Source organism: Enterobacter cloacae complex sp. 2024EL-00711 (assembly GCF_047529885.1).
Taxonomy (GTDB): Bacteria; Pseudomonadota; Gammaproteobacteria; order Enterobacterales; family Enterobacteriaceae; genus Enterobacter; species Enterobacter ludwigii.
Genome location: NZ_JBLIZC010000002.1, coordinates 386,646 through 406,467, shown reverse-complemented (window position 1 = coordinate 406,467; position 19,822 = coordinate 386,646). Strand labels below are relative to the sequence as shown.

The following is a 19,822-nucleotide window of genomic DNA, read 5'->3' as shown; positions in this document are numbered from 1 at the left end:
CGCTACACCAGCGCCTGAATCAGCTGTGCCACGTGCTCAAACCCTGTCGCCATCAGACGCTCAAAGAACGGTGCCAGGGTTTGCGCGAGTAAAAACAGCGCCAGCATGCCGAAGGTCAGGGTCAGCGGGAAGCCAATCACAAAAATGGAGAGTTGCGGCGTCAGGCGGTTTAATAGCCCGAGGACGAAGTTGATGCACAGCAGCAATGAAACGATTGGCAGACCGAGCATCAGCCCCTGGCTGAAGATCAGCCCGGCGTGCGTCACCAGGTACAGAAAACCCCCGGCGTGCAGTGGCGTGGCGTTGACTGGCAGGGTCTCGAACGTTTCGGCGAGCATCGCCAAAAGCCAGAGGTGGCCGTTAAAGACCAGAAACAGCAGCGTCACCAGTAAATTGAGAAAGCGCGAAATAACCGGGCTGTTCCCCGCCCCGGGATCAAAGAAGGTGGCGAACGATAAGCCCATTTGCATACCGATGATTTCACCCGACATGCGTACGGCAGCGAACAGCAGCTGAAGCGTGAGCCCCATTGCGGCACCAATAATCACCTGCTTTGCCAGCACCCACACGCCTTCCCAGGAGTACAGTCCCACCTGCGCATCGGGCAGCGAACCCCCAATCAGGATGGCGATCAGCAGTGCCAGACACGCACGCAGCCGCGCGCTGATCGCTTTTTCGCTGAATACTGGCGCAACGTGCAGCAACGCACCAATGCGCACCATGATAAAAAAGTAGTGGCTGACCAGCCCGTAAAGCTGATCGAGGGGAAGTCCAAAGGCCATCAGCCGATCACATAAGGAATGCTGGCGAACACTGCGCGGGTATATTCAATAAAGATTTTCATCATCCACGGGCCGAGCGCCACCGCGATCCCGACAATCATCAGGATTTTCGGAATGAACGTCATGGTCATTTCATTGACCTGCGTCGCGGCCTGCAAAATGCTGATAATCAGGCCGGTGATCAGCGCCGCAACAAGTAGCGGGCCTGATACCATCAGCCCCACCTTGATGGCCTGCATGCCAATCACCATGACACTTTCAGGGGTCATCGGGGTCTCCTAACTGTAAAAGCTCTGGGCAAGCGATCCCACCAGCAGCTGCCAGCCATCCACCAGCACAAACAGCATCAGCTTGAACGGCAGCGCAATCGTGGTCGGCGGAACCATCATCATCCCCAGCGCCATCAGAATGCTGGCGACCACCAGATCGATAATCAGGAACGGAATAAAAATGGTAAAGCCTATCTGAAATGCCGTTTTTAGCTCGCTGGTGATAAACGCCGGGATCAGAATGCTCAACGGCACCTCTTCAGGGGAAGCGATGTCCGGTGCTTTCGCAATCCGGGCAAACATCGCCAGATCGCTTTCACGGGTCTGATCGAGCATAAAGGCCTTCAGCGGCTTAACCCCTTCCGTCAGCGCCACCTCCATGGTGATTTTGTTTTCCTGCAGCGGCTGCCAGGCCTTTTCATAGATCTGGCTAAACACAGGCGACATCACAAAGAAGGTCAAAAAGAGCGATAGCCCCACCAGTACCTGGTTTGGCGGTGCGGTGGGGGTGCCGAGGGCGCTTCGCATTAATCCCAGTACGATGATGATGCGGGTAAAGCCGGTCATCATCAGCAGGACAGCCGGGATAAAGGTAAAGCCGCTCAGCAGCAGAAGGGTTTGCACCGGGAGCGTCCAGCCGCCCTCACCCGTGGGTTGACCAAGGGTGATATCGGCATTGGCCGCCGTCGCACAGGCAGCGGGCAGTAGCAGACCGGTAGCCAGCAACAGGCGTAACGTAACGCGATTCACTTATCACCTCCCTGACGATACGTCTGGCGCAGCTTTTCCAGCATCAGCGGAAATGTTGCCGCCGGCGCCGTTGTCTGCGGGGCGTTTTCCGGACGCGGCTGCGTCGTGAGACACGCGATCTGCGAGGCGGTAACGCCCAGCACCAGGCGCTGCTCGCCCACATCCACCACGACCAGCCGCTCTCGCGGCCCCAGCGACTGCGTTGCCACCAGGGTTATCGTGCCCTGAGCCGCGTTCAGACGACGCGACAGTCCACTGCGGCGGACGGCCCAGGCCAGTACGACCATCAGCAGGACAATCAGCGCCAGCGCGCCGGTTACCGTCATCAGTACCGAGCCAGTGGCCGGGAGGGAATCTGTTGCGTTCATTAGCGGCTCAGGCGATGCATGCGCTCAGACGGGGTTATAATATCCGTGATACGGATACCGAATTTATCGGAAACCACCACCACTTCACCCTGCGCAATCAGATAACCGTTGATCAAGATATCCAGCGGTTCACCCGCCAGCCCGTCCAGCGAGACCACCGAGCCCTGGCTTAAGCGCAGCAGCTCTTTGATGGTCATCTTGGTGCGTCCCAGCTCAACGGTCATTTTTACCGGGATATCCAGGATCAGGTTCATCTCATCAGAAAATTGTGGTGCACCCATTGTGTCGGTAATTCCCGCAGCGTGCTGTTCGGTCATGGCCTCACCCCAAAGATTATCAATGGACTGATCGTCAGAACCCGATGAGGTGTTCATGTCGCTCATGGGGAAATTACTCCTTGTTTAATGATAGTAATGAAGGCTGAATCATCTGCTCGACCTTCAGGGCATATTGATTATTTACGGCACCGTATCTGGCCGTGAAGACCGGCACGCCACCCACGCTGGCTTCGATCAGCTCCTGTTTATCCAGGCCGATGATGTCGCCTTTCTTCATCTGCATGACGTTCGACAGCCGGGTGCCGATATCCGCGAAGCGCGCCGCAAGTTCGAGCTCCGTTTCGCGCATCTGGCTTGCGAGCATGCCGCGCCAGTGGGTATCTTCATGCCGGGAATTGTCCATCGGCGGATTACTCAGCAGCTCGCGCAGCGGCTCGATGGTGCTGAAGGGAATACAGATATTGAACTCCCCCCGGTGCGAGCCAATCTCCACTGAAAACGGCGTGGTCACCACCACATCGTTTGGCGATGAGGTGATATTGGTGAATTTCACCTGAATTTCAGAACGGATATATTCCGTTTTGATTTTATAGATAGAACTCCAGGCAAATTCATACGCCTCACGCGCCATCGACAACATGCGGTGGATCACGCGCTGCTCGGTGGGGGTGAATTCTCGTCCATCCGCTTTTGTTGGAAAGCGTCCGTCGCCGCCAAACAGGTTATCCACGGCCATAAACACCAGGCCCGGTGAAAATGCCATCAGCGAGGTTCCGCGCAGCGGGTTAAGGTGCAGCAGGTTCAGGTTTGTCGGCACCGGCAGGTTACGGGCAAACTCGTGATACGGCTGAATCTTGATATTTCCCGCCGTAATATCCGGGCTACGGCGCAGCAAATTAAACAACCCCATCCGAAACTGACGGGCAAAACGTTCGTTTATAATTTCCAGCGAATGCAGACGTTCACGAATAACACGACGCTGGGTATGCGGATCGTACGGTTTAATGCCGCCATCGCTCCGGCTGTTATGCAGTTCGCTGCTGCTCTCTGCATCTGCGTTCAGCAGCCGGTCGATCTCATCCTGGGATAAAAAGCTGTCAGCCATAATAATTACCGCAGAATAAATTCATTAATGAGCACGTCAGTGACGCGAATGGACTGGTTAAACGCCAGCGGTTTATTTAGCTCGTTTTGAATCGTTGTAATCAGATGGCGTTTTCCTTCATCCGTGGCTAAATCTTCATACGTCTGATGGGTCAACAACATAAATATTCGGCTACGGTATTCCGGTAAATATTTTTCCAGCACAGTAAGCGACTTCTGTTCTGCCACACGAATAGACAGCCCCAGATATAAAACACGATCCGATTCGTTTGCCGTCGGTTTCAGGCTCACGGTAAAGGTATTCATCGAGGCATACAGCGGCTCAACGGGCACCGGTGCTGGCGGCTCTTTAACCGCGCCTTCCACTGCCACATCTGCGGGTTTCGCGAATTTCATTTCCCAGAACAGGTAGCCGGAAATTCCGCACGCCGCAACGGCAGTCAAAAACAGGAACGTCATCAGAAGCGAACGAGAACCTCCGCCGCTGGCGACCTTTTTATTTTTATTACTCATCGAACGTACACCTGATAAATAAGAGAAGGTAGCTCGCTACCCTCAGTTCAATATGGCCGTTATTGTAGTCCATTTGATCACCCTGATAATCAGGCGATAAAATTTCATTCATGAACGTAATTCAACACTTCAGGCGAAAGTATTTATTCCGTATATATTGCCCGGTGTGGTTGTTAACAGTGTTGGGACGATTTCGGTATCAGCCTGCTCATCTTCGCCTTCATGCTGATGTGCATGCTCACCCTGCGCTGTCTCGCCGCGTTCACCTGTCGCACCCTGGCCGTCCGCGCTGACGTTTGCCTGGCCCAGCTGGATACCCGAATCCGCCATGGCTGCACGCAGTTGCGGCATGGCCTGCTCCATCGCCTGACGAACATGCGCATGATCGCTGACGATATGGATCTGCGCCTGGTCGTGCTGCATACGTAATGAAATATGCAGCGCGCCCAGTTCTTCCGGATGCAGACGGATCTCCGCACTGTGCAGGCCGTTGCGACTAAACAGCGCAATATGCTGGCTAACGGACTGCTTCCACTCTGGCGTCTCGGGTGGATGGTTGACGGTCACCACCTGCTGTGGCGCATGGGCGACGCGGGTACGCACTGCGGCAGGGAGCGGGGCAGCGTTGGGAACAGACGTGAACTCAGGCGCTACAACATCGTCATTCGTAACGGGAATGGGTTGTGAAAGCGGCGCAGCACTGTTTGCGGCTGGCGTTTTGTCAGTAGCCTCCAGCGCTGTCGGCGCAGCAGCACTTTGTGCAGCGGGCTTATCACCGGACACCGTCGCCACCGGTTTAGCTGAATCAGGCCGCGCGGGCACCTCACTCCCGTTCACACTGCGCATGACCAGTTGCTGTAACTGCCACAATGGATTCTCTTCGCTCTCGCCATCACCCGACATCGCACCCGCCAGAACGTCTGCTATCTGCGGGTTCGCTGCCAGTAACTCACCGTCGACTGCGGGGAGGTCGGTCATTGTCTGCCTGAGCGTCTCCTGCAACTGTCCTTCTACCGGTAACGCTGCCGCCAGCGCCTGAGGATCGAGACCGGGAAATACCTGGATCAGTTCCGCCAGTTTGTCATCCATCGCAAGGCTAAAACCTTCATCAGCCACCCTTCCCGCCTTTGGTTTACCCTGCGTTCCACCCAATAGCAGGGTGGCGATATCAATATTCATAGTCTCTCTCTTTTCTGTCCGGCACGCTGGGCAAATTCATCCATCAGTTTTTGTTCATGCCGGCTTTCAACCAGCGCCTGCGCCGTCGCGCGACGGTCAATAAGGGTTTCAAATGCGTTCAGACGTTGTTTGTTTTGCATCCAGTTCTGTTTGACCTGGTCCACCGCCTTTTCACAGGCGCTAACGTGACCTTCCTGCTGTCTGACGACCTGTTTCAGCGATAAAATAAACGACTGATGATTCACCAGATCCGCCACCGACATGCCGTTGCCCATCATTCCCTGGCGCAGGGATTGCTGGTATTCCCGCTCGTAATTCTGCAATTGCTCATGCTGAACCACCGCTTGCTGAAGCTGCTGCTGAACGCCACCCAACGCGCGGGTGGTTTCCGTCAGCGTCTCTTGCGCCATGTCGCGCAGCAGAGCCATGGGATTATTTACGTTCATTCACTCTCCACGATTACGCGTTTAGGTTGGGAAAAAGCCCGCTGAGGGCGCGGACAGCCTCTTCATAGCCGCTGCGCTCGTGGATCGCCTGGTGGAGAAACGCCTCCAGAGAGGGGTAGCGCTCGATAGCCTGATCGAGTAAAGCGTCACTTCCTTTCACGTAAGCCCCCACACTCACCAGATCGCGGTTACGTTGCCAGGCAGAGAGCAGCTGCTTAAAGCGCTGCACCTGGCGGTACTGCGCGTGCGGGATCAGCTCGGTCATGGCGCGGCTGATGGAGGCTTCAATATCGATAGCCGGATAGTGCCCCGCCTCGGCCAGACGACGTGACAAGACAATATGACCGTCAAGGATCGCACGCGCTGAGTCGGCAATCGGATCCTGCTGATCGTCCCCTTCCGTCAGTACGGTGTAGAACGCGGTGATAGACCCGCCCCCCTTCACCCCATTACCGGTACGTTCCACCAGCGCGGGCAGACGGGCAAAGACGGACGGCGGATAGCCTTTCGTCGCGGGTGGCTCACCAATCGCCAGCGCCACCTCACGCTGCGCCATGGCATAACGTGTCAGAGAATCCATAATCAGCAGTACGTTCAGGCCGCGTTCACGAAAATCTTCCGCAATGCGGGTGGCATAGACGGCGCCCTGCATGCGCAGGATCGGTGATACATCGGCCGGTGCGGCCACCACAACCGCCCGCGACAGCCCCTGCTCGCCCAGGATGTTCTCAATAAAATCTTTTACCTCACGACCACGCTCGCCAATCAGTCCGACCACGATGACATCTGCGGTGGTGAAACGTGCCATCATGCCGAGCAACACGCTTTTGCCCACGCCGGAACCGGCGAAAAGCCCCATACGCTGGCCCCGTCCGACCGTTAAGAGGCCATTGATTGCGCGTACGCCTACATCGAGCACCGTTTTAATCGGGTCGCGATGCAGCGGGTTTAACGTGGGCGTAAAAAGCCCGGCGGTCGGTTTACCCGGTGCCGGACGACCATCCAGCGGCCGGCCCTGTGCATCCAGCACGCGACCAAGCAGGTGCGGGCCCACGGGCAGTTGCTTGCCGGTATGGCTGTCTGTCTGCAGCGCGTAGATGCGTGCCCCCGGCAAAATGCCGTCGACATGTTCAAGCGGCATCAGATAGAGCGTCTCGCCGTTAAAGCCCACCACCTCGCTTTCTACCGCGATGATGCCTTTCTCAGTCTGCCGCTCGACAATACAGAGCGCACCGATGGGCAGCTTCAGCCCTACGGCCTCCATCACCAGCCCGGTGGCACGCGTTAACTTGCCGTACTGGCGATAATCGGGTACCTGAGTCAGTCTCTCCTCGACCCGATCAAGCGTTGATAACCATGTTTTTAACTGCTGGCTCATTGCGAGAGTTCCTCTCGCGCCAGCTGACAGAGTGCCTGCCAGCGTGTTTCCATGCTGGCATCCACTTCTACATCCGGTGAAACAACCCGACAACCGCCGGCTGCCAGCTGCGCGTCACGATGAAGCGTCCAGCCCATCGCCGTGAGCGTCTCGCCCAGCGCCTGTTCAACCGCCGGAAACTCTTCCGGGCTGACGTACAGCTGGAACGTGCCATTCAGCAGCGGATCCTGCTTCATGAGGGTGCGGATTTGGGTAACCAGCGCGTGGTTATCCGCAACACGGATCGAGCCATACAGCTGCTGTACTGCCGTCAGTGACAGCTGGACGAGGCGACCCGGGATCAGGCTCTCGAGGTTTTCCAGCGACAGTTTGAGGTTGCTCACCCACTCCCCGGCCTGGCGCAGCAGCGCCTGCTGCTCGACGCGCGCCTGTTCGACTCCCTGTGCAAATCCAGCGTCACGGCCCTCTTTTAGCCCCACTTCATAGCCTTGTTTGCGGCCCTCTTCCTGCCCCTGCTGTTGCCCCTGAGCAAATCCTTGCTGCTCCGCCTGCTTACGCAGGCGCGCCAGTTCTGCCTTCAGCTGTGCGTCCGACTGGGTGTTATCCAGCGTTGGCAGTGGGGGCTCGGCAATATCACCGAGCAGGTTCTCCGGCTGCCAGCTGCGCCATCCCTGAGCGTTGTTATCATTAAACGTAGGCATCGTCGCTGCCTCCGATCAGGATCTCGCCGGACTCGGCCAAACGACGCACCACGTTGAGGATCGTCTTCTGTTCGGCCTCGACCTGAGACAGACGCACCGGCCCGCGAGAGGCCAGATCGTCGGTCATCAGCTCGGCCTGTCGACGGGACATGTTGCGGAAGAACTTCATGCGCAGCGGTTCGTCTGCCCCTTTCAGCGCCACGATAAGCGTCTCGCTTTCGATTTCCTGCAGCAGACGCTGAATGCTTCGGTCTTCCACATCCACCAGGTTTTCGAACAGGAACATCTCGTCGATGATTTTCTGCGCCAGCTCGCCGTCGAATTCGCGCACCGCTTCAATGGCAGCCTCTTCCTGCTGAGATTTCATCAGGTTGAGAATTTCGGCTGCCGGACGTACGCCGCCCATCTTGCTGCGTTTGAGGTTTTGCCCATGCAGCAGGTTATTCAGCACCTCTGTCAGCTCCTGCAACGCGGCAGGCTGTACACCACCGAAGGTCGCGATACGCAGCATAATGTCGTTACGCTCACGATCGTCGAACTTGCCCAGCACGTCCGCAGCCTGATTACGTTTAAGGTGCACCAGAATGGTGGCGATAATCTGCGGGTGCTCCTCGCGGATAAGATCGAACACCGCCTGCGGATCCATAAAGTTCAGCGTCTCAATACCGTTGGTTCCCTGATGGGTATCCAGCAGATCTTCGAGCAGCGACGAGGCGCGCTCTTCGCCCAGCGCCTTCACCAGCACGCTGCGCAGATAGTCGTTGGTGTTAAGGCTCAGCGCGGCATACTCACTGGAATCGTTCTTAAACTCTTCCAGCACCGCAGCCATCTGATCGTGGGTAAAGCCCGCAATATTGACCATGGAGGCGCTGATCTGCTTTACCTCGTGGGCGTTGAGGTGTTTAAACACCTCCGCAGCGAGGACATCTCCCAGCGTCAGCATGACGATGGCGCTTTTTTCTGAGGCATTCATTATTTTGGCTCCTTACTCATCCACTGACGAATAACCAGGGCGATCACGCGTGGCTCCTGCTCCGCCAGCTCACGCAGCTGTTGACCATTGAGTTCGGTATCCACCCGCTGCTGTGCGCGGTCGCGCATCTCTTTTTCGGCAGCACGCTTTTTCGCTGCCTGTTGCTCTTCGCGGGCCTCTTTCTCCATCTCCAGACGGCGAATCGTCGTTTCCTGATGACGGATCCAGGCCGGCTGCACCAGCTTGCGCCACATAATCCAGGCGATAATCGCAATGACCAGGTAACGGGCAATCGCCATCAGCAGCGCGTAGAAACTTTCCTGCTCCCAGAATGGCGGTACTGGCTCTTCCACCACGCCATTAAAGGCTGAGTTGAGAATGTTGACGCTGTCACCGCGCGTGGCGTTATAGCCAATCGCCTCTTTCACCAGCGCATTAATGCGGGCGAGCTCTGCCTCGCCGATCGGTCCCGGCTTGCCCTCTTCGCCCTGCGGTAAATGGTTGATAACCACCGCGACCGAGAGACGCTGGATACGTCCGGCATTGGATTTGGTGTGGGTCAGCGTGCGATCCACCTCAAAGTTCGTCGTTTCATCACTGCGGTTGTTATAAGGCTGCGCGGGTTCATTGCTGCTCCCGGTGCCTGCGGCTTTCTCTGTTTTGTCATCCGCGGGTGTGTTGAGCGGCTGCGTGATCGGCGCGGTGGCCGGGGCGGGCGGCGTATTACTCAACGCCCCCGGCACGCCCCCTGCACCACGGCGATTACCTTGTTCTGCGAGGCTTGCCTGGCGGCTGCGAATTGCCATCTTTTGCGGATCGGCATTTGGCTGATACTGCTCCTGCGTCTGCTCCTGCTCGGTGAAATCAATCTGCGCCGTCACCTGTGCCCGAATGTTTTCATCCCCCACCAGCGGTGCAAGAATGCGCTGGATACGCTGCTGATAGTCGCTCTCAATTTCATTGGTGTATTTAAGATGCGCCGTTTGCAGACCGCGCAAGCCGCTCTGGGTCAGAAGATTGCCGCGCTGATCGACAATGGTGACGCTCTCGGCGGCCAGCCCGGTAACCGCACTGGAAATAAGATGGGTAATGGCGACCACCTGGGCATCATCCAGGGTACGTCCCTGGAGCAGATTGACGGTGACCGATGCGGTCGGTTTTTTCTGTTCGCGCACAAACATCGACGGCTTCGGCGTCGCCAGATGGACACGAGCACTCTGAATGGGTCCGAGGTTCTCAATAGTGCGAGCCAGTTCTCCTTCCAGCGCACGCTGATAGTTCACCTGCTCGGTAAACTGGCTGATGCCAAACTTTTCCTGATCCAGCAATTCAAAGCCTACCGAGCCGCCTTTTGGCAACCCCTGCTGGGCCAGCTTCATGCGCACCTCATGCACCTGCGATCCCGGTACCATGATGACGCCACCCGGCGTGTCAATGCGGTAAGGGATATTGAGCTGCGTTAACTGCGCGACAATCGCACCGCCCTCTTCATCACTGATGTTGCTAAACAGCACCCGGTAATCCGGCTCTTTTGCCCAGAACATCAGGGCGATGATGACGGAAAGCGCCGCGGCGCCGCAAATCACCAGCAAGAGTTTCGGGCTGCCGCGCAATGCGCTCAGCATCGATTTAATTCGCTCTGCGGGATTATTCGTTAATTCATTTAGTGTGGCACTCATGCCGTATTCCTGTATGAAATAGCACGCATCAGCGATGCGCGTCAGCTCACGTAATTCGCGAGAGTGATGTCGACGATTTCAAAAATATAAGAATTTTCAGGCGGGCATTATCGTCTGAAAGGCATTTTTTTTAAGGATAAATAAGCTCAAAGTTCTGTCGGCTTATTGGATTTTCTGACGTTTTTATTCACGTGTTAAGCTGTCGACGTTTAAAAGATGTGCAACCAACACCCGTTTTTTATCTCTTCAATCAGGAATTGAACAATGTCAGCAACTTTAATGCGTGGCGTACTCGATCAAATTCAGACGCAGGCGCAGCAGGTCAGTGGCCCGTCAAACCTGCGTAAAACCTCGCACGGCGACATGCCCTCGTTTTCTGATGCGTTATTTAACAGCATTAATGAAATAAATAAAACGCAGGTCGATGCGAAAACCAAAACTCAGCAATGGATGTCCGGAAGTAGCGATATCGGCCTGAATGATGTAATGCTGGCAATGCAGAAATCTTCTATTTCATTCAGTTTTGGCATGCAGGCGCGGAATAAAATGATCGGCGCCTATCAGGAAATAATGAACACCCCGGTTTAAGGCCAATCCACTTTCTATGAGTGAAATTAACAGCATTCCTGCACGCTTATCCCTTAATACGCTCTCTTTATCTGACAGCGAATTACAGCGTGTCGGCAAATTAATCTATAAGCGCGCGGGAATTGTCGTCAACGCCCAAAAGCGAGAGATGATTTTTAATCGTCTCTCGCGTCGCGTCCGTACGCTGGCGTTCACCAGTTTCAGCGAGTACATCGGCCTGCTTGAATCGCATTCAGAACATCCGGAGTGGCAAAACTTTATTAATGCGCTCACCACTAATCTGACCTCCTTTTTCCGCGAATCCTATCACTTTCCGATTCTGGCGGAACATGCGCGCACACGAGGCAACGGCTATCGCGTCTGGTGTACCGCCGCGTCTACCGGCGAAGAACCTTGCTCTATCGCCATAACGCTGGATGAGAAACTGGGGGCCGCCATCGGCGGGCCGCGCGTGTGGGCGTCGGATATCGACACTGACGTACTGACCAAAGCGGAAGCCGGCGTCTATCGCCTGAGCGATCTGGATTCCCTGACGCTGGCGCAAAAGCGCCACTATTTTCTGCGTGGCGCAGGGGATAACAGTGAGTGGGTCAAAGCGAAGCGGGAACTGCTGTCGGCTATCCATTATCAGCAACTTAATTTGCTGGATGAGACGTGGTCCGTACCGGGTCCCTTTGACGCCATTTTTTGCCGCAACGTCATGATTTATTTCGACGCGACGACCCAGCAGCGTCTGTTGCAGCGTTTTGCCCGCTTACTTAAGCCGGGCGGTCTGCTGTTTGTGGGCCATTCAGAACACTTTACGCATTCACATATTCCGCTGCGCCTGCGCGGGCAGTCGGTGTATGAACTGACGGAGACAATACGGTGAGCCCAATTCGCGTGCTGGCGGTCGATGATTCAGCCCTGATGCGTAACATGCTAAGCGCGGTAGTGAATCAGCAGCCTGATATGGAAATGGCAGGAACAGCGCCGGATGCGTTTATTGCACGTGAGCTGATCAAACAGCTGAATCCGGATGTGCTGACGCTGGATATTGACATGCCGCGTATGGACGGGCTGGAGTTTCTCTCCCGCCTGATGCGCCTGCGCCCCATGCCGGTCATTATGATCTCCTCCCTGACCACGCGAGGCTCAAAGGCCACCCTGAGCGCGCTTGAACACGGTGCGGTCGACTTTCTGCCTAAGCCGGAACATCGCGCCGCAGAAAACATTGAGAGCTGGGGGCAACAGGTGGTCGAGAAGATCCGCATTGCCGCTCGCGCGAAGCTGAACCTGCGCAGTCAGCGCACTCGTCCCATACTGGCCGGAATACCTGTCCGCCAGCAAAGCATTATTGCAATCGGCTCATCAACGGGCGGTACCGAAGCCCTGCGTCAGGTTTTGATGCCGCTTCCCGTCAGCACCCCGGGGATCGTTATCGCCCAGCATATGCCATCAGGGTTTACTCACTCGTTTGCCCAGCGCCTTGACTCCTTGTGCCAGATTGCCGTGCGCGAAGCGCAGGACGGTGAGCCCGTCTTGCCCGGCACGGCCCTGATAGCGCCAGGCGATCGGCATATGGAAATCATCGGCCAGGACAATGGCTATCGGGTGAGGCTCAGCGATGCGCCCGCGGTCAACCGCCACCGTCCGTCGGTGGATGTTCTGTTTGATTCAGTGGCCCGTCAGGCCAGCAAACATGCCAGCGCCGCGCTCCTGACCGGCATGGGCGCCGATGGCGCGCGTGGTCTGCTGCATTTGCGGCAAACCGGTGCGTTTACGCTGGCGCAAAGCGAAGCAACCTGTGTGGTCTTCGGTATGCCCCGCGAAGCTATCGCCCTCGGTGGCGCGAAAAAGGTCGTCGACCTTGACGATATCAGCCAGTGCCTGCTGGACAGTTTTCATTATAAAAATGCATCCACAAAGGATGTCAGACGTTAAGGAGTTTCACCCATGTCAGATAAAAACCTGCGTTTTCTGGTGGTGGACGATTTCGCCACTATGCGACGCATCGTACGTAACCTGCTGCAGGATCTGGGCTACAAGCACATTGATGAGGCCGAAGACGGTCAGGATGCGCTCAACAAACTGCGTGCCAGCAATTTCGATTTCGTTGTAAGCGACTGGAACATGCCGAACGTCGACGGACTCGAGCTGCTTAAAACCATTCGCGCCGATGCCGGCATGGCAAAACTGCCCGTGCTCATGGTCACCGCTGAAGCGAAAAAAGAGAACATTATCGCGGCCGCTCAGGCGGGTGCGAATGGTTACATCGTCAAGCCTTTCACCGCCGTTACGCTGGAAGAAAAGCTGGGCAAAATCTTTGAAAAACTCGGGTAACGATGATGAGCACCCCGTTAAATATGCAGGCGGATAACGCCAAAGATATCTTTTTACGTATCGGACAACTGACCCGCCTGCTGCGCGACAGCATGGCCAACCTCGGGCTGGAGCAGGCTATCATGGAGGTGGCTGACGCGTTCCCTAACACACGCGACCGCCTGAACTACGTGGTAGGTAAAACCTCTCAGGCCGCCGATCGTGCCCTCACCAGCGTAGAAGTGGCGCGTCCACTTCAGGAAGGGTTAAGCGAGAACGCGTCACAACTGACCGAACGCTGGGATGCATGGTTCGAGGAGCCACAGCCGCTTGACGAGGCCCGTGAACTGGTAAAAGCGACCCGTACCTTCTTGCACACCGTGCCGGATATCACTCAGCAGACCAACCGTCAGTTAACCGAAATCATGATGGCTCAGGATTTCCAGGATCTGACCGGCCAGGTACTGCAAAGCCTGATGCAGGTTATCGAGACGGTAGAAAAAGAGCTTATCAGCGTACTGGTTGAGAACATGACCGAGCGCGATGCCGATGCTGAAAACGGTGACGATCATCTGAAAAACGGTCCACAGATTGATACCAGCGTGGAAGGTATTGTCGCCTCGCAGGAGCAGGTGGACGATTTGCTGGAGTCACTCGGCTTCTAATCACGCCGGGCTTATGCCATGTCAGAAGAAAACGACAGCGAAAAAACAGAAGACCCCACCCCCCACCGAAAGCAAAAAGCGCGTGAAGAGGGCCAGGTTCCCCGCTCGCGCGAGCTGACAAGCCTTTCCATGCTGCTGGCAGGATGGGGGTTGCTGCTCGTGGGCGGAAATTACCTGGCAAAGCAACTGCAGCATTTGCTGCATAACGGCTTAACGTTCGACCGGCTGCTGGTCAGCGATCCTCAGCATATGTTGCACCATGCGGCCGCGTTACTGGGAATGGCGTTTCTGGCGATCCTGCCGTTCGTCGGCGGGCTGTTTATTACTGCCCTCGTCACGCCGTCAATTATTGGCGGCCTGAATATGAGTGCCAAAGCCATCAAATTTAACCTTAAGAAGCTCAACCCCCTGAGCGGCATTAAGCGTCTGTTCTCCGGCCAAATGGTGTCGGAAATGGTGAAGAGCATTCTGAAGGTTTTGCTGGCGGGGATCGGTGGAGGGCTGTTTTTGTGGTTGAACAAAGCGAAGTTTATCAACCTGATTTTTGAACCTTTGGGCATGGCGCTTGCGGATATCAGCGCCCTGCTGATTGGCTGCATGCTGGTCATTATTTTATCGCTTATCCCGATGGTGGCCTTCGACGTGATTTACCAGCTCTGGAGCAACTTCAAGAAGCTGCGCATGAGCCTCAAAGAGATCAAAGACGAATTCAAAAATCAGGAAGGCGACCCGCAGATCAAAGCGCGAGTCCGCCAGCTGCAACGTCAGATGGCGCAGCAAAGAATGATGACCGATGTTCCCACCGCCGATGTGGTGGTGAACAACCCGACCCACTATTCGGTGGCCCTGAAGTACCAGGAGGGAGCAATGGGCGCCCCGATGGTGGTTGCCAGCGGCAGTGGGCTGATTGCCCTGCGTATTCGCGAGCTGGCCGAAGAGAACCGGGTTCCCATGCTGGAGGCACCGCCACTGGCGCGCGCCCTGTATCGCCATTGTGACCCGGGCACGCCGGTTCCCGCCGAGCTGTATAGCGCGGTGGCCGAAGTGCTGGCCTGGGTTTATGGCCTGAAGCGCTGGCGTAAAGGCTATGGCTCACGTCCGCTGACACCTAAAGATCTTCCCGTCCCCGCGACGATGGATTTTGTACAAGAGAGTAGAGAGTGATGGCCAATATCGCCACCAAGTTACGATTACCCAATATGAAGGAAACCCAGTGGCAAGTGCTGGCCGGGCCGGTATTGATCATGACCATCCTGGCGATGATGATCCTGCCGCTGCCCACCTTTGTGCTGGACCTGCTGTTTACCTTCAATATCGTCCTGGCGATCATGATTTTGCTGGTCGCCATGTTTACCCAGAACACGCTGGAGTTTTCCGCTTTTCCTACGGTCCTGCTGTTTTCGACCTTGCTGCGCCTGGCGCTAAACGTGGCCTCCACGCGTGTGATCCTGATGAACGGTCATACCGGTTCCGAAGCGGCAGGCCAGGTGGTGGAGGCCTTTGGTCACTTCCTGGTGGGCGGCAACTTCGCCATCGGGATCATCGTCTTTGTCATCCTGATCATCATTAACTTTATGGTCATCACGAAAGGTGCAGGACGTATCGCAGAAGTTGGTGCTCGTTTCTCACTGGACGGGATGCCGGGTAAACAGATGGCAATTGACGCCGATCTTAATGCCGGATTGATTGGAGAAGACGAAGCCAAACGCCGTCGTAAAGAGGTCACACAGGAAGCTGATTTCTACGGCTCGATGGACGGTGCCAGCAAGTTTGTGCGCGGTGATGCCATCGCGGGACTGTTGATTATGGCGATCAACATCATCGGCGGACTGGTGATCGGCGTCATGCAACATGATATGACCGTGGGTCTGGCAGGTGAAACCTACACCCTGCTGACCATTGGTGATGGGCTGGTGGCGCAGATCCCCGGGCTGGTGATTTCTACCGCCGCAGGGGTGGTGGTGACCCGCGTGGCAAACGATCAGGACGTGGGTGAGCAGATGGTTGGCCAGCTGTTTACCTCTCCGCGCGTGATTGTTCTCGCCGCAGGCGTCATTGGAATGCTGGGCATGATCCCCGGAATGCCGAATTTTGTCTTCCTGCTGTTTACCGTGACGTTACTGGCCATCGCCTGGTGGTTGCGTGGCCGCGAAGGCGAGACGAAAAAATCCAGCACGGCGCAGGCGAATTCAGACATTACCGACGCCGAGGTGGCCCAGGTGAATGAAGCCACGTGGTCCGATGTACAAATGGAAGATATGCTGGGTCTGGAAGTCGGTTACCGACTGATTCCAATGGTGGATCATGAGCAGCAGGGTCAGTTGCTGACACGTGTGCGTGGGATCCGCAAGAAATTTGCTCAGCAGATGGGCTTCTTGCCTCCTGCCGTGCATATTCGCGATAACCTGGATTTGGCCCCGACGCATTACCGCATTCTGCTCAAAGGGGTCAATATTGGCCACGGCGAGGTACAGCCGGACCGCTGGATGGCGATCAACCCAGGCTGTGCCGAGGGTGAAGTGCCTGGCACGCCGTGCACGGAGCCGACCTTTGGCCTCCCGGCGCTGTGGATTGACGAAGTCCATCGCGAACTGGCGCAGACGCTGGGCTACACGGTCGTCGACCCGAGTTCAGTCGTGGCGACGCACCTCAACCATCTGATCAGCACCCATACCGACGAGCTGTTTGGTCGTCAGGAGGCGCAACAGCTGCTCGACCAAATCGCCAGACAGTCGCCGAAGCTGATTGACGATCTGATCCCGGCGGTCATTAGCCTTACCACCCTGCATAAAGTGCTGCAGAACCTGCTTTCAGAGCGTGTGCCGATCCGCGACATGCGCACCATTATTGATACGCTGGCCGAGTTTGCCACCGCGCAAAGCGATGCTGATGAGTTGACGGCCCGCGTGCGTGCGCGCCTCTCTCGTGCCATTACACAGCAATGGTTCCCCGGCGAGGACGATATTCAGCTGATTGGCCTTGATCTCTCGCTGGAGCAGTTGTTGATACAGGCCACCCAGAGCGGCAGCGCCATCGAGCCGGGGATTGCCGAAAACCTGATGAAACAGACAGAAAAAGCGCTGCTGCATCAGGAAGGATTAGGCGCACCGCCGGTACTGCTGGTGAACCCCGCACTGCGGCTGATGCTGTCGCGTTATCTGCGCCGCATCTTCCCTCAACTGGCGGTGCTCTCCAGTCAGGAGATCAATACCCAGCGTAACGTGCGTATGACCTACCTGATTGGAGGCAAAGGATGAGTAAACCATATCTGGCGGGACTCCTTCTGATCTCGCCGTGGGCGCTGGCCGCCAGCGGCAGCTGGAGCAGCGAGAGCTTTGGCGGTACGATGACGCGCGGCCAACAGTCCGTAAAAAGTAAACCGCTCCAGAGCCCTTCTCCCCTTCCTCCTGGGGCTCGCGCGACGACTATTCACTGGAAGATAAAAACGGATGGCCTTACGCCTTCAGGATTGCGTATTCGACTGTGCAACGCGGCACGCTGTGTGAGATTAGCCGGGTGGGCGGGAGAAATGCCCCTCCCGGCCGGGATTGCGCCAGAAGGACCGTTTCGGTTTGAATATTATGCCTCTGAAGCGGGGACGCTTCGTTCCCCGGTGTCCATACTGAGCAATCAGTTGACGGTGAGTTATCGCTCCAGCCATTAAAAAAGGCTTTACCGGCGAGCCGGTAAAGCCTTTGTCCGTTTAGAACGCGACGCGGAAACCAACGTTCCCCGCTAACGCTGATTCCGTCTGCTCACTTTTACCATACTCCGCTTCCAGCCAGACGCTCGCCGTTGGGGCAATTGCCACGCTGATCCCTCCTGCAATGGTACCGCCCGTGCCGGTGAAATCGTTGGTGAAGTCATACGCATCATTAATTTGCGTGCTGCCACTTTTTACAAGTTCCTGCTGCACTGCAAGGGTCACGTAGGGCGTTACCGCCATCTCAGCCACGTCCAGACGGGTACTCATGCGTACCCCCGCTTCTGCCAGCAGGGAGCGGTTGTCACCTGTTTCTGCCGTCATACCGTTGCTCAGCGTAACGTTTTCGGATGGCGTCAACCATGCGTTTACCCCTACGAACGGCGTCAGGCTTGTGGTTTCCCCCACCGTAATCTGGCGGCCCGTCTCGACCATCAGGCCGTAGCCCAGGCTGTTCCAGTCAGCGTGCGCCGTACCACCATCGCTCATGCGGGCATTAAGTTTATTGCTGAAGTGACCGATTTGCGCAGAGGTACTGGCATACGCGCCATTCTCTGCACTCAGGCGGGCATATACGCCACCGCCGTAGCCGGTGACCTTGCTGTCTCCGCCGCGGGCATGCTTAATGTTACCCGTCGACTGGCTAAGATAGGCGCCTGTAGTCAGCTCACCTGCGCGGGTGCCGGTGACCTTATCGCCACCAAGCATCATGCCGTTCTGCGTCAGGCGATAAGCGGAACCCTGTGCTCCCTCAATGTCGCTGCGGTTGTACAGCATGGCGCCCCAGACGCCAGCGGCACTGTCAGTGTCTTTAACTGCAAGACGGGATCGCAGGACTTTCAGTTCGCCCTGATGCATAAACTGGGGTGCCGAGGCCATCGCCAGCATTGCATCGGTGGAGGCCGAGGTCGCGCCCTTCGCCTGAACCAACTCCCACTGATTGCCGTTACGCACCAGCTCTTGCTGCCAGGCCCCCATGTCCACCCGACCGCCGTTCAGCGCAAATTCAGCGTCACCACCGCCGGTGCGGACAAGAGTCAACGGGTCGGTGTTTTCAGCTTCACGTCCGCTGGCCGCCAGGTGCAGGGTGTGTGAACCTTCCGCATGACCGGTCACATCCAGCAGGTCGCTGCTCCCGTTTTCGGTATCAATGTTCATCATAAAGTGGCCGTTCCCTTCAAGAGAACCGAGGGTCAGCGTGTGATGCTCACCTGCCTCTGCCGGGGCAAATTTCACCATCCCCCCTGCCATTGACAGCGTCCTGATGTCAGAACTGGATGTCATTTCATAAAGTGAAGCATTGCCCAGCATCAGCGAGTTAACGTTGGTCATACCACCTGAAAGAACGCTTCCGTTTGTTAATGCCACGTCAACAATGGCAGAACCTTCGGCACGGATATCGCCTGCTGCGTGGCTGGCATCAAGAGCTAAGTTAACGCTGCTCCCCGTTCGGGCAACCAACAACTCACCAGTTTGCGAGCTTGCGCTACTGCCCTGCAGCAGGATTTTTTGGTTACCTCGGGCGATATCAAACACAGAACCTTCTGTTGCCCAGATACTTGATCGAATCAGATCAACAGAACCATTTCCTTCCAGGTAGACCGCGGTTTTTATCCCCTTGATCACGCTGTCAGTAAATATACCTTCGCTGGAGGTGAGGTAGACTGCGCCCGCGTACATTCTCTCAGTCTGTTCGAAATACCCTTTTTCGACGGTGCTTTGCGCTCCGGCAGCATAAAATTGCTGTGCGCTAATACTGTTCGCAGAGAGGTTCATAAACCATATACTCAACTGTCCCTCAATCACCGTGCGAGAAAGCCGGGAATCCCCCTGCAATGCTGCAGTCTTAAGCGTCGCATCCGCTATATCTGCTGTAGCACCATATTCACCGTATAGAACATTTACGCTTCCCCCGTTCATGGCTAAATGCCCGTCAGAGATAGTAATATTTCCGGTAGTGGCACCGTTGACTGACAATGTTGCACCGTTTTCGATGCGGTAGTTTTCATTCACAGGAGAATTAGCGTCGATAAAAGTGTCTTTATCAATGAGGGTAGTAGCAGATGAGGTACCGGTTACACCCAGCATGGCGACCAGAATGGCCCTGCGCAGAAGAGAGTATTGATATAATAGTTTCATGAATTG

Annotated in this window: 22 protein-coding genes; 8 read left to right on the top strand and 14 right to left on the bottom strand. The window is 56.2% G+C overall.

Annotated elements, in window-relative coordinates; translation table 11 throughout:
• Positions 1 to 2 precede the first annotated feature (2 nt).
• The 13 genes from fliR to fliF form a co-directional block, all read right to left on the bottom strand.
• Positions 3 to 782 carry a flagellar biosynthetic protein FliR gene (gene fliR / locus ACMVME_RS08265; protein WP_025203753.1) on the bottom strand — a complete coding sequence of 260 codons (780 nt, stop codon included), beginning with the start codon at positions 780 to 782 and terminating at the stop codon, positions 3 to 5.
• Positions 782 to 1,051, bottom strand: a complete 270-nt coding sequence (gene fliQ, locus ACMVME_RS08260; protein ID WP_251858766.1) for a flagellar biosynthesis protein FliQ — start codon at positions 1,049 to 1,051, stop codon at positions 782 to 784. The genes fliR and fliQ overlap by 1 nt, the downstream gene beginning before the upstream one ends.
• 9 nt (positions 1,052 to 1,060) lie before the next feature.
• A complete protein-coding gene (fliP, locus tag ACMVME_RS08255) occupies positions 1,061 to 1,801 on the bottom strand; it encodes a flagellar type III secretion system pore protein FliP (protein ID WP_395290983.1) in 741 nt (246 codons plus the stop codon).
• On the bottom strand, positions 1,798 to 2,169 hold the full coding sequence (fliO, locus tag ACMVME_RS08250; RefSeq protein WP_241189988.1) for a flagellar biosynthetic protein FliO: 372 nt from the start codon (positions 2,167 to 2,169) through the stop codon (positions 1,798 to 1,800). The genes fliP and fliO overlap by 4 nt, the downstream gene beginning before the upstream one ends.
• Positions 2,169 to 2,552, bottom strand: a complete 384-nt coding sequence (fliN, locus tag ACMVME_RS08245; protein WP_025203749.1) for a flagellar motor switch protein FliN — start codon at positions 2,550 to 2,552, stop codon at positions 2,169 to 2,171. The genes fliO and fliN overlap by 1 nt, the downstream gene beginning before the upstream one ends.
• Positions 2,553 to 2,559: 7 nt before the next feature.
• Entirely contained in the window at positions 2,560 to 3,552 is a 993-nt protein-coding gene (gene fliM, locus ACMVME_RS08240; RefSeq protein ID WP_040017897.1) for a flagellar motor switch protein FliM, read from the bottom strand.
• A 5-nt stretch (positions 3,553 to 3,557) separates the two neighbouring features.
• The gene (locus ACMVME_RS08235) at positions 3,558 to 4,064 is read right to left on the bottom strand and encodes a flagellar basal body-associated FliL family protein (RefSeq protein WP_025203747.1); all 507 of its coding nucleotides are present in this window, start codon (positions 4,062 to 4,064) and stop codon (positions 3,558 to 3,560) included.
• A 129-nt stretch (positions 4,065 to 4,193) separates the two neighbouring features.
• Positions 4,194 to 5,243, bottom strand: a complete 1,050-nt coding sequence (locus tag ACMVME_RS08230) for a flagellar hook-length control protein FliK (RefSeq protein WP_251858767.1) — start codon at positions 5,241 to 5,243, stop codon at positions 4,194 to 4,196.
• Positions 5,240 to 5,689, bottom strand: coding sequence for a flagellar export protein FliJ (gene fliJ, locus ACMVME_RS08225; RefSeq protein ID WP_047355509.1), 450 nt, complete (start codon positions 5,687 to 5,689; stop codon positions 5,240 to 5,242). The genes ACMVME_RS08230 and fliJ overlap by 4 nt, the downstream gene beginning before the upstream one ends.
• A 13-nt stretch (positions 5,690 to 5,702) precedes the next feature.
• Positions 5,703 to 7,067: a flagellar protein export ATPase FliI gene (gene fliI, locus ACMVME_RS08220; protein ID WP_025203744.1), complete on the bottom strand. Its 1,365-nt coding sequence runs from the start codon at positions 7,065 to 7,067 to the stop codon at positions 5,703 to 5,705.
• Entirely contained in the window at positions 7,064 to 7,768 is a 705-nt protein-coding gene (locus ACMVME_RS08215; RefSeq protein WP_221709471.1) for a flagellar assembly protein FliH, read from the bottom strand. The genes fliI and ACMVME_RS08215 overlap by 4 nt, the downstream gene beginning before the upstream one ends.
• On the bottom strand, positions 7,755 to 8,741 hold the full coding sequence (fliG, locus tag ACMVME_RS08210) for a flagellar motor switch protein FliG (RefSeq protein WP_025203742.1): 987 nt from the start codon (positions 8,739 to 8,741) through the stop codon (positions 7,755 to 7,757). Before fliG ends, ACMVME_RS08215 begins: the two co-directional genes overlap by 14 nt.
• On the bottom strand, positions 8,741 to 10,420 hold the full coding sequence (gene fliF, locus ACMVME_RS08205) for a flagellar basal-body MS-ring/collar protein FliF (protein WP_025203741.1): 1,680 nt from the start codon (positions 10,418 to 10,420) through the stop codon (positions 8,741 to 8,743). Before fliF ends, fliG begins: the two co-directional genes overlap by 1 nt.
• A 264-nt stretch (positions 10,421 to 10,684) precedes the next feature.
• Here fliF and fliE point away from each other — a divergent pair, with 264 nt between their 5' ends.
• Genes fliE through ACMVME_RS08165 form a run of 8 tightly spaced genes read left to right on the top strand, consistent with a single transcriptional unit; the run spans position 10,685 to position 17,638 of the window.
• Entirely contained in the window at positions 10,685 to 11,008 is a 324-nt protein-coding gene (gene fliE, locus ACMVME_RS08200; RefSeq protein WP_025203740.1) for a flagellar hook-basal body complex protein FliE, read from the top strand.
• Between the two features lie 16 nt (positions 11,009 to 11,024).
• Positions 11,025 to 11,879 (top strand): CheR family methyltransferase, encoded by an 855-nt coding sequence (locus ACMVME_RS08195; RefSeq protein ID WP_025203739.1) that lies wholly within the window; start codon positions 11,025 to 11,027, stop codon positions 11,877 to 11,879.
• The gene (locus tag ACMVME_RS08190; protein WP_025203738.1) at positions 11,876 to 12,931 is read left to right on the top strand and encodes a protein-glutamate methylesterase/protein-glutamine glutaminase; all 1,056 of its coding nucleotides are present in this window, start codon (positions 11,876 to 11,878) and stop codon (positions 12,929 to 12,931) included. The genes ACMVME_RS08195 and ACMVME_RS08190 overlap by 4 nt, the downstream gene beginning before the upstream one ends.
• A 12-nt stretch (positions 12,932 to 12,943) precedes the next feature.
• Positions 12,944 to 13,330 carry a chemotaxis response regulator CheY gene (gene cheY, locus ACMVME_RS08185; protein ID WP_025203737.1) on the top strand — a complete coding sequence of 129 codons (387 nt, stop codon included), beginning with the start codon at positions 12,944 to 12,946 and terminating at the stop codon, positions 13,328 to 13,330.
• Positions 13,331 to 13,332: 2 nt separating this feature from the next.
• Entirely contained in the window at positions 13,333 to 13,974 is a 642-nt protein-coding gene (cheZ, locus tag ACMVME_RS08180) for a protein phosphatase CheZ (RefSeq protein WP_040017906.1), read from the top strand.
• An 18-nt stretch (positions 13,975 to 13,992) separates the two neighbouring features.
• Positions 13,993 to 15,138 carry a flagellar biosynthesis protein FlhB gene (gene flhB / locus ACMVME_RS08175; RefSeq protein WP_025203735.1) on the top strand — a complete coding sequence of 382 codons (1,146 nt, stop codon included), beginning with the start codon at positions 13,993 to 13,995 and terminating at the stop codon, positions 15,136 to 15,138.
• On the top strand, positions 15,138 to 17,231 hold the full coding sequence (gene flhA, locus ACMVME_RS08170; RefSeq protein WP_044857346.1) for a flagellar biosynthesis protein FlhA: 2,094 nt from the start codon (positions 15,138 to 15,140) through the stop codon (positions 17,229 to 17,231). Before flhB ends, flhA begins: the two co-directional genes overlap by 1 nt.
• Complete coding sequence (locus ACMVME_RS08165; protein WP_251858768.1) at positions 17,228 to 17,638, top strand: flagellar protein FlhE; 411 nt, start codon at positions 17,228 to 17,230, stop codon at positions 17,636 to 17,638. The genes flhA and ACMVME_RS08165 overlap by 4 nt, the downstream gene beginning before the upstream one ends.
• A gap of 39 nt (positions 17,639 to 17,677) precedes the next feature.
• Here the strand turns inward: ACMVME_RS08165 and ACMVME_RS08160 are convergent, their stop codons facing one another.
• Positions 17,678 to 19,816 (bottom strand): autotransporter outer membrane beta-barrel domain-containing protein, encoded by a 2,139-nt coding sequence (locus ACMVME_RS08160; RefSeq protein WP_251858769.1) that lies wholly within the window; start codon positions 19,814 to 19,816, stop codon positions 17,678 to 17,680.
• Between the last annotated feature and the right edge of the window lie 6 nt (positions 19,817 to 19,822).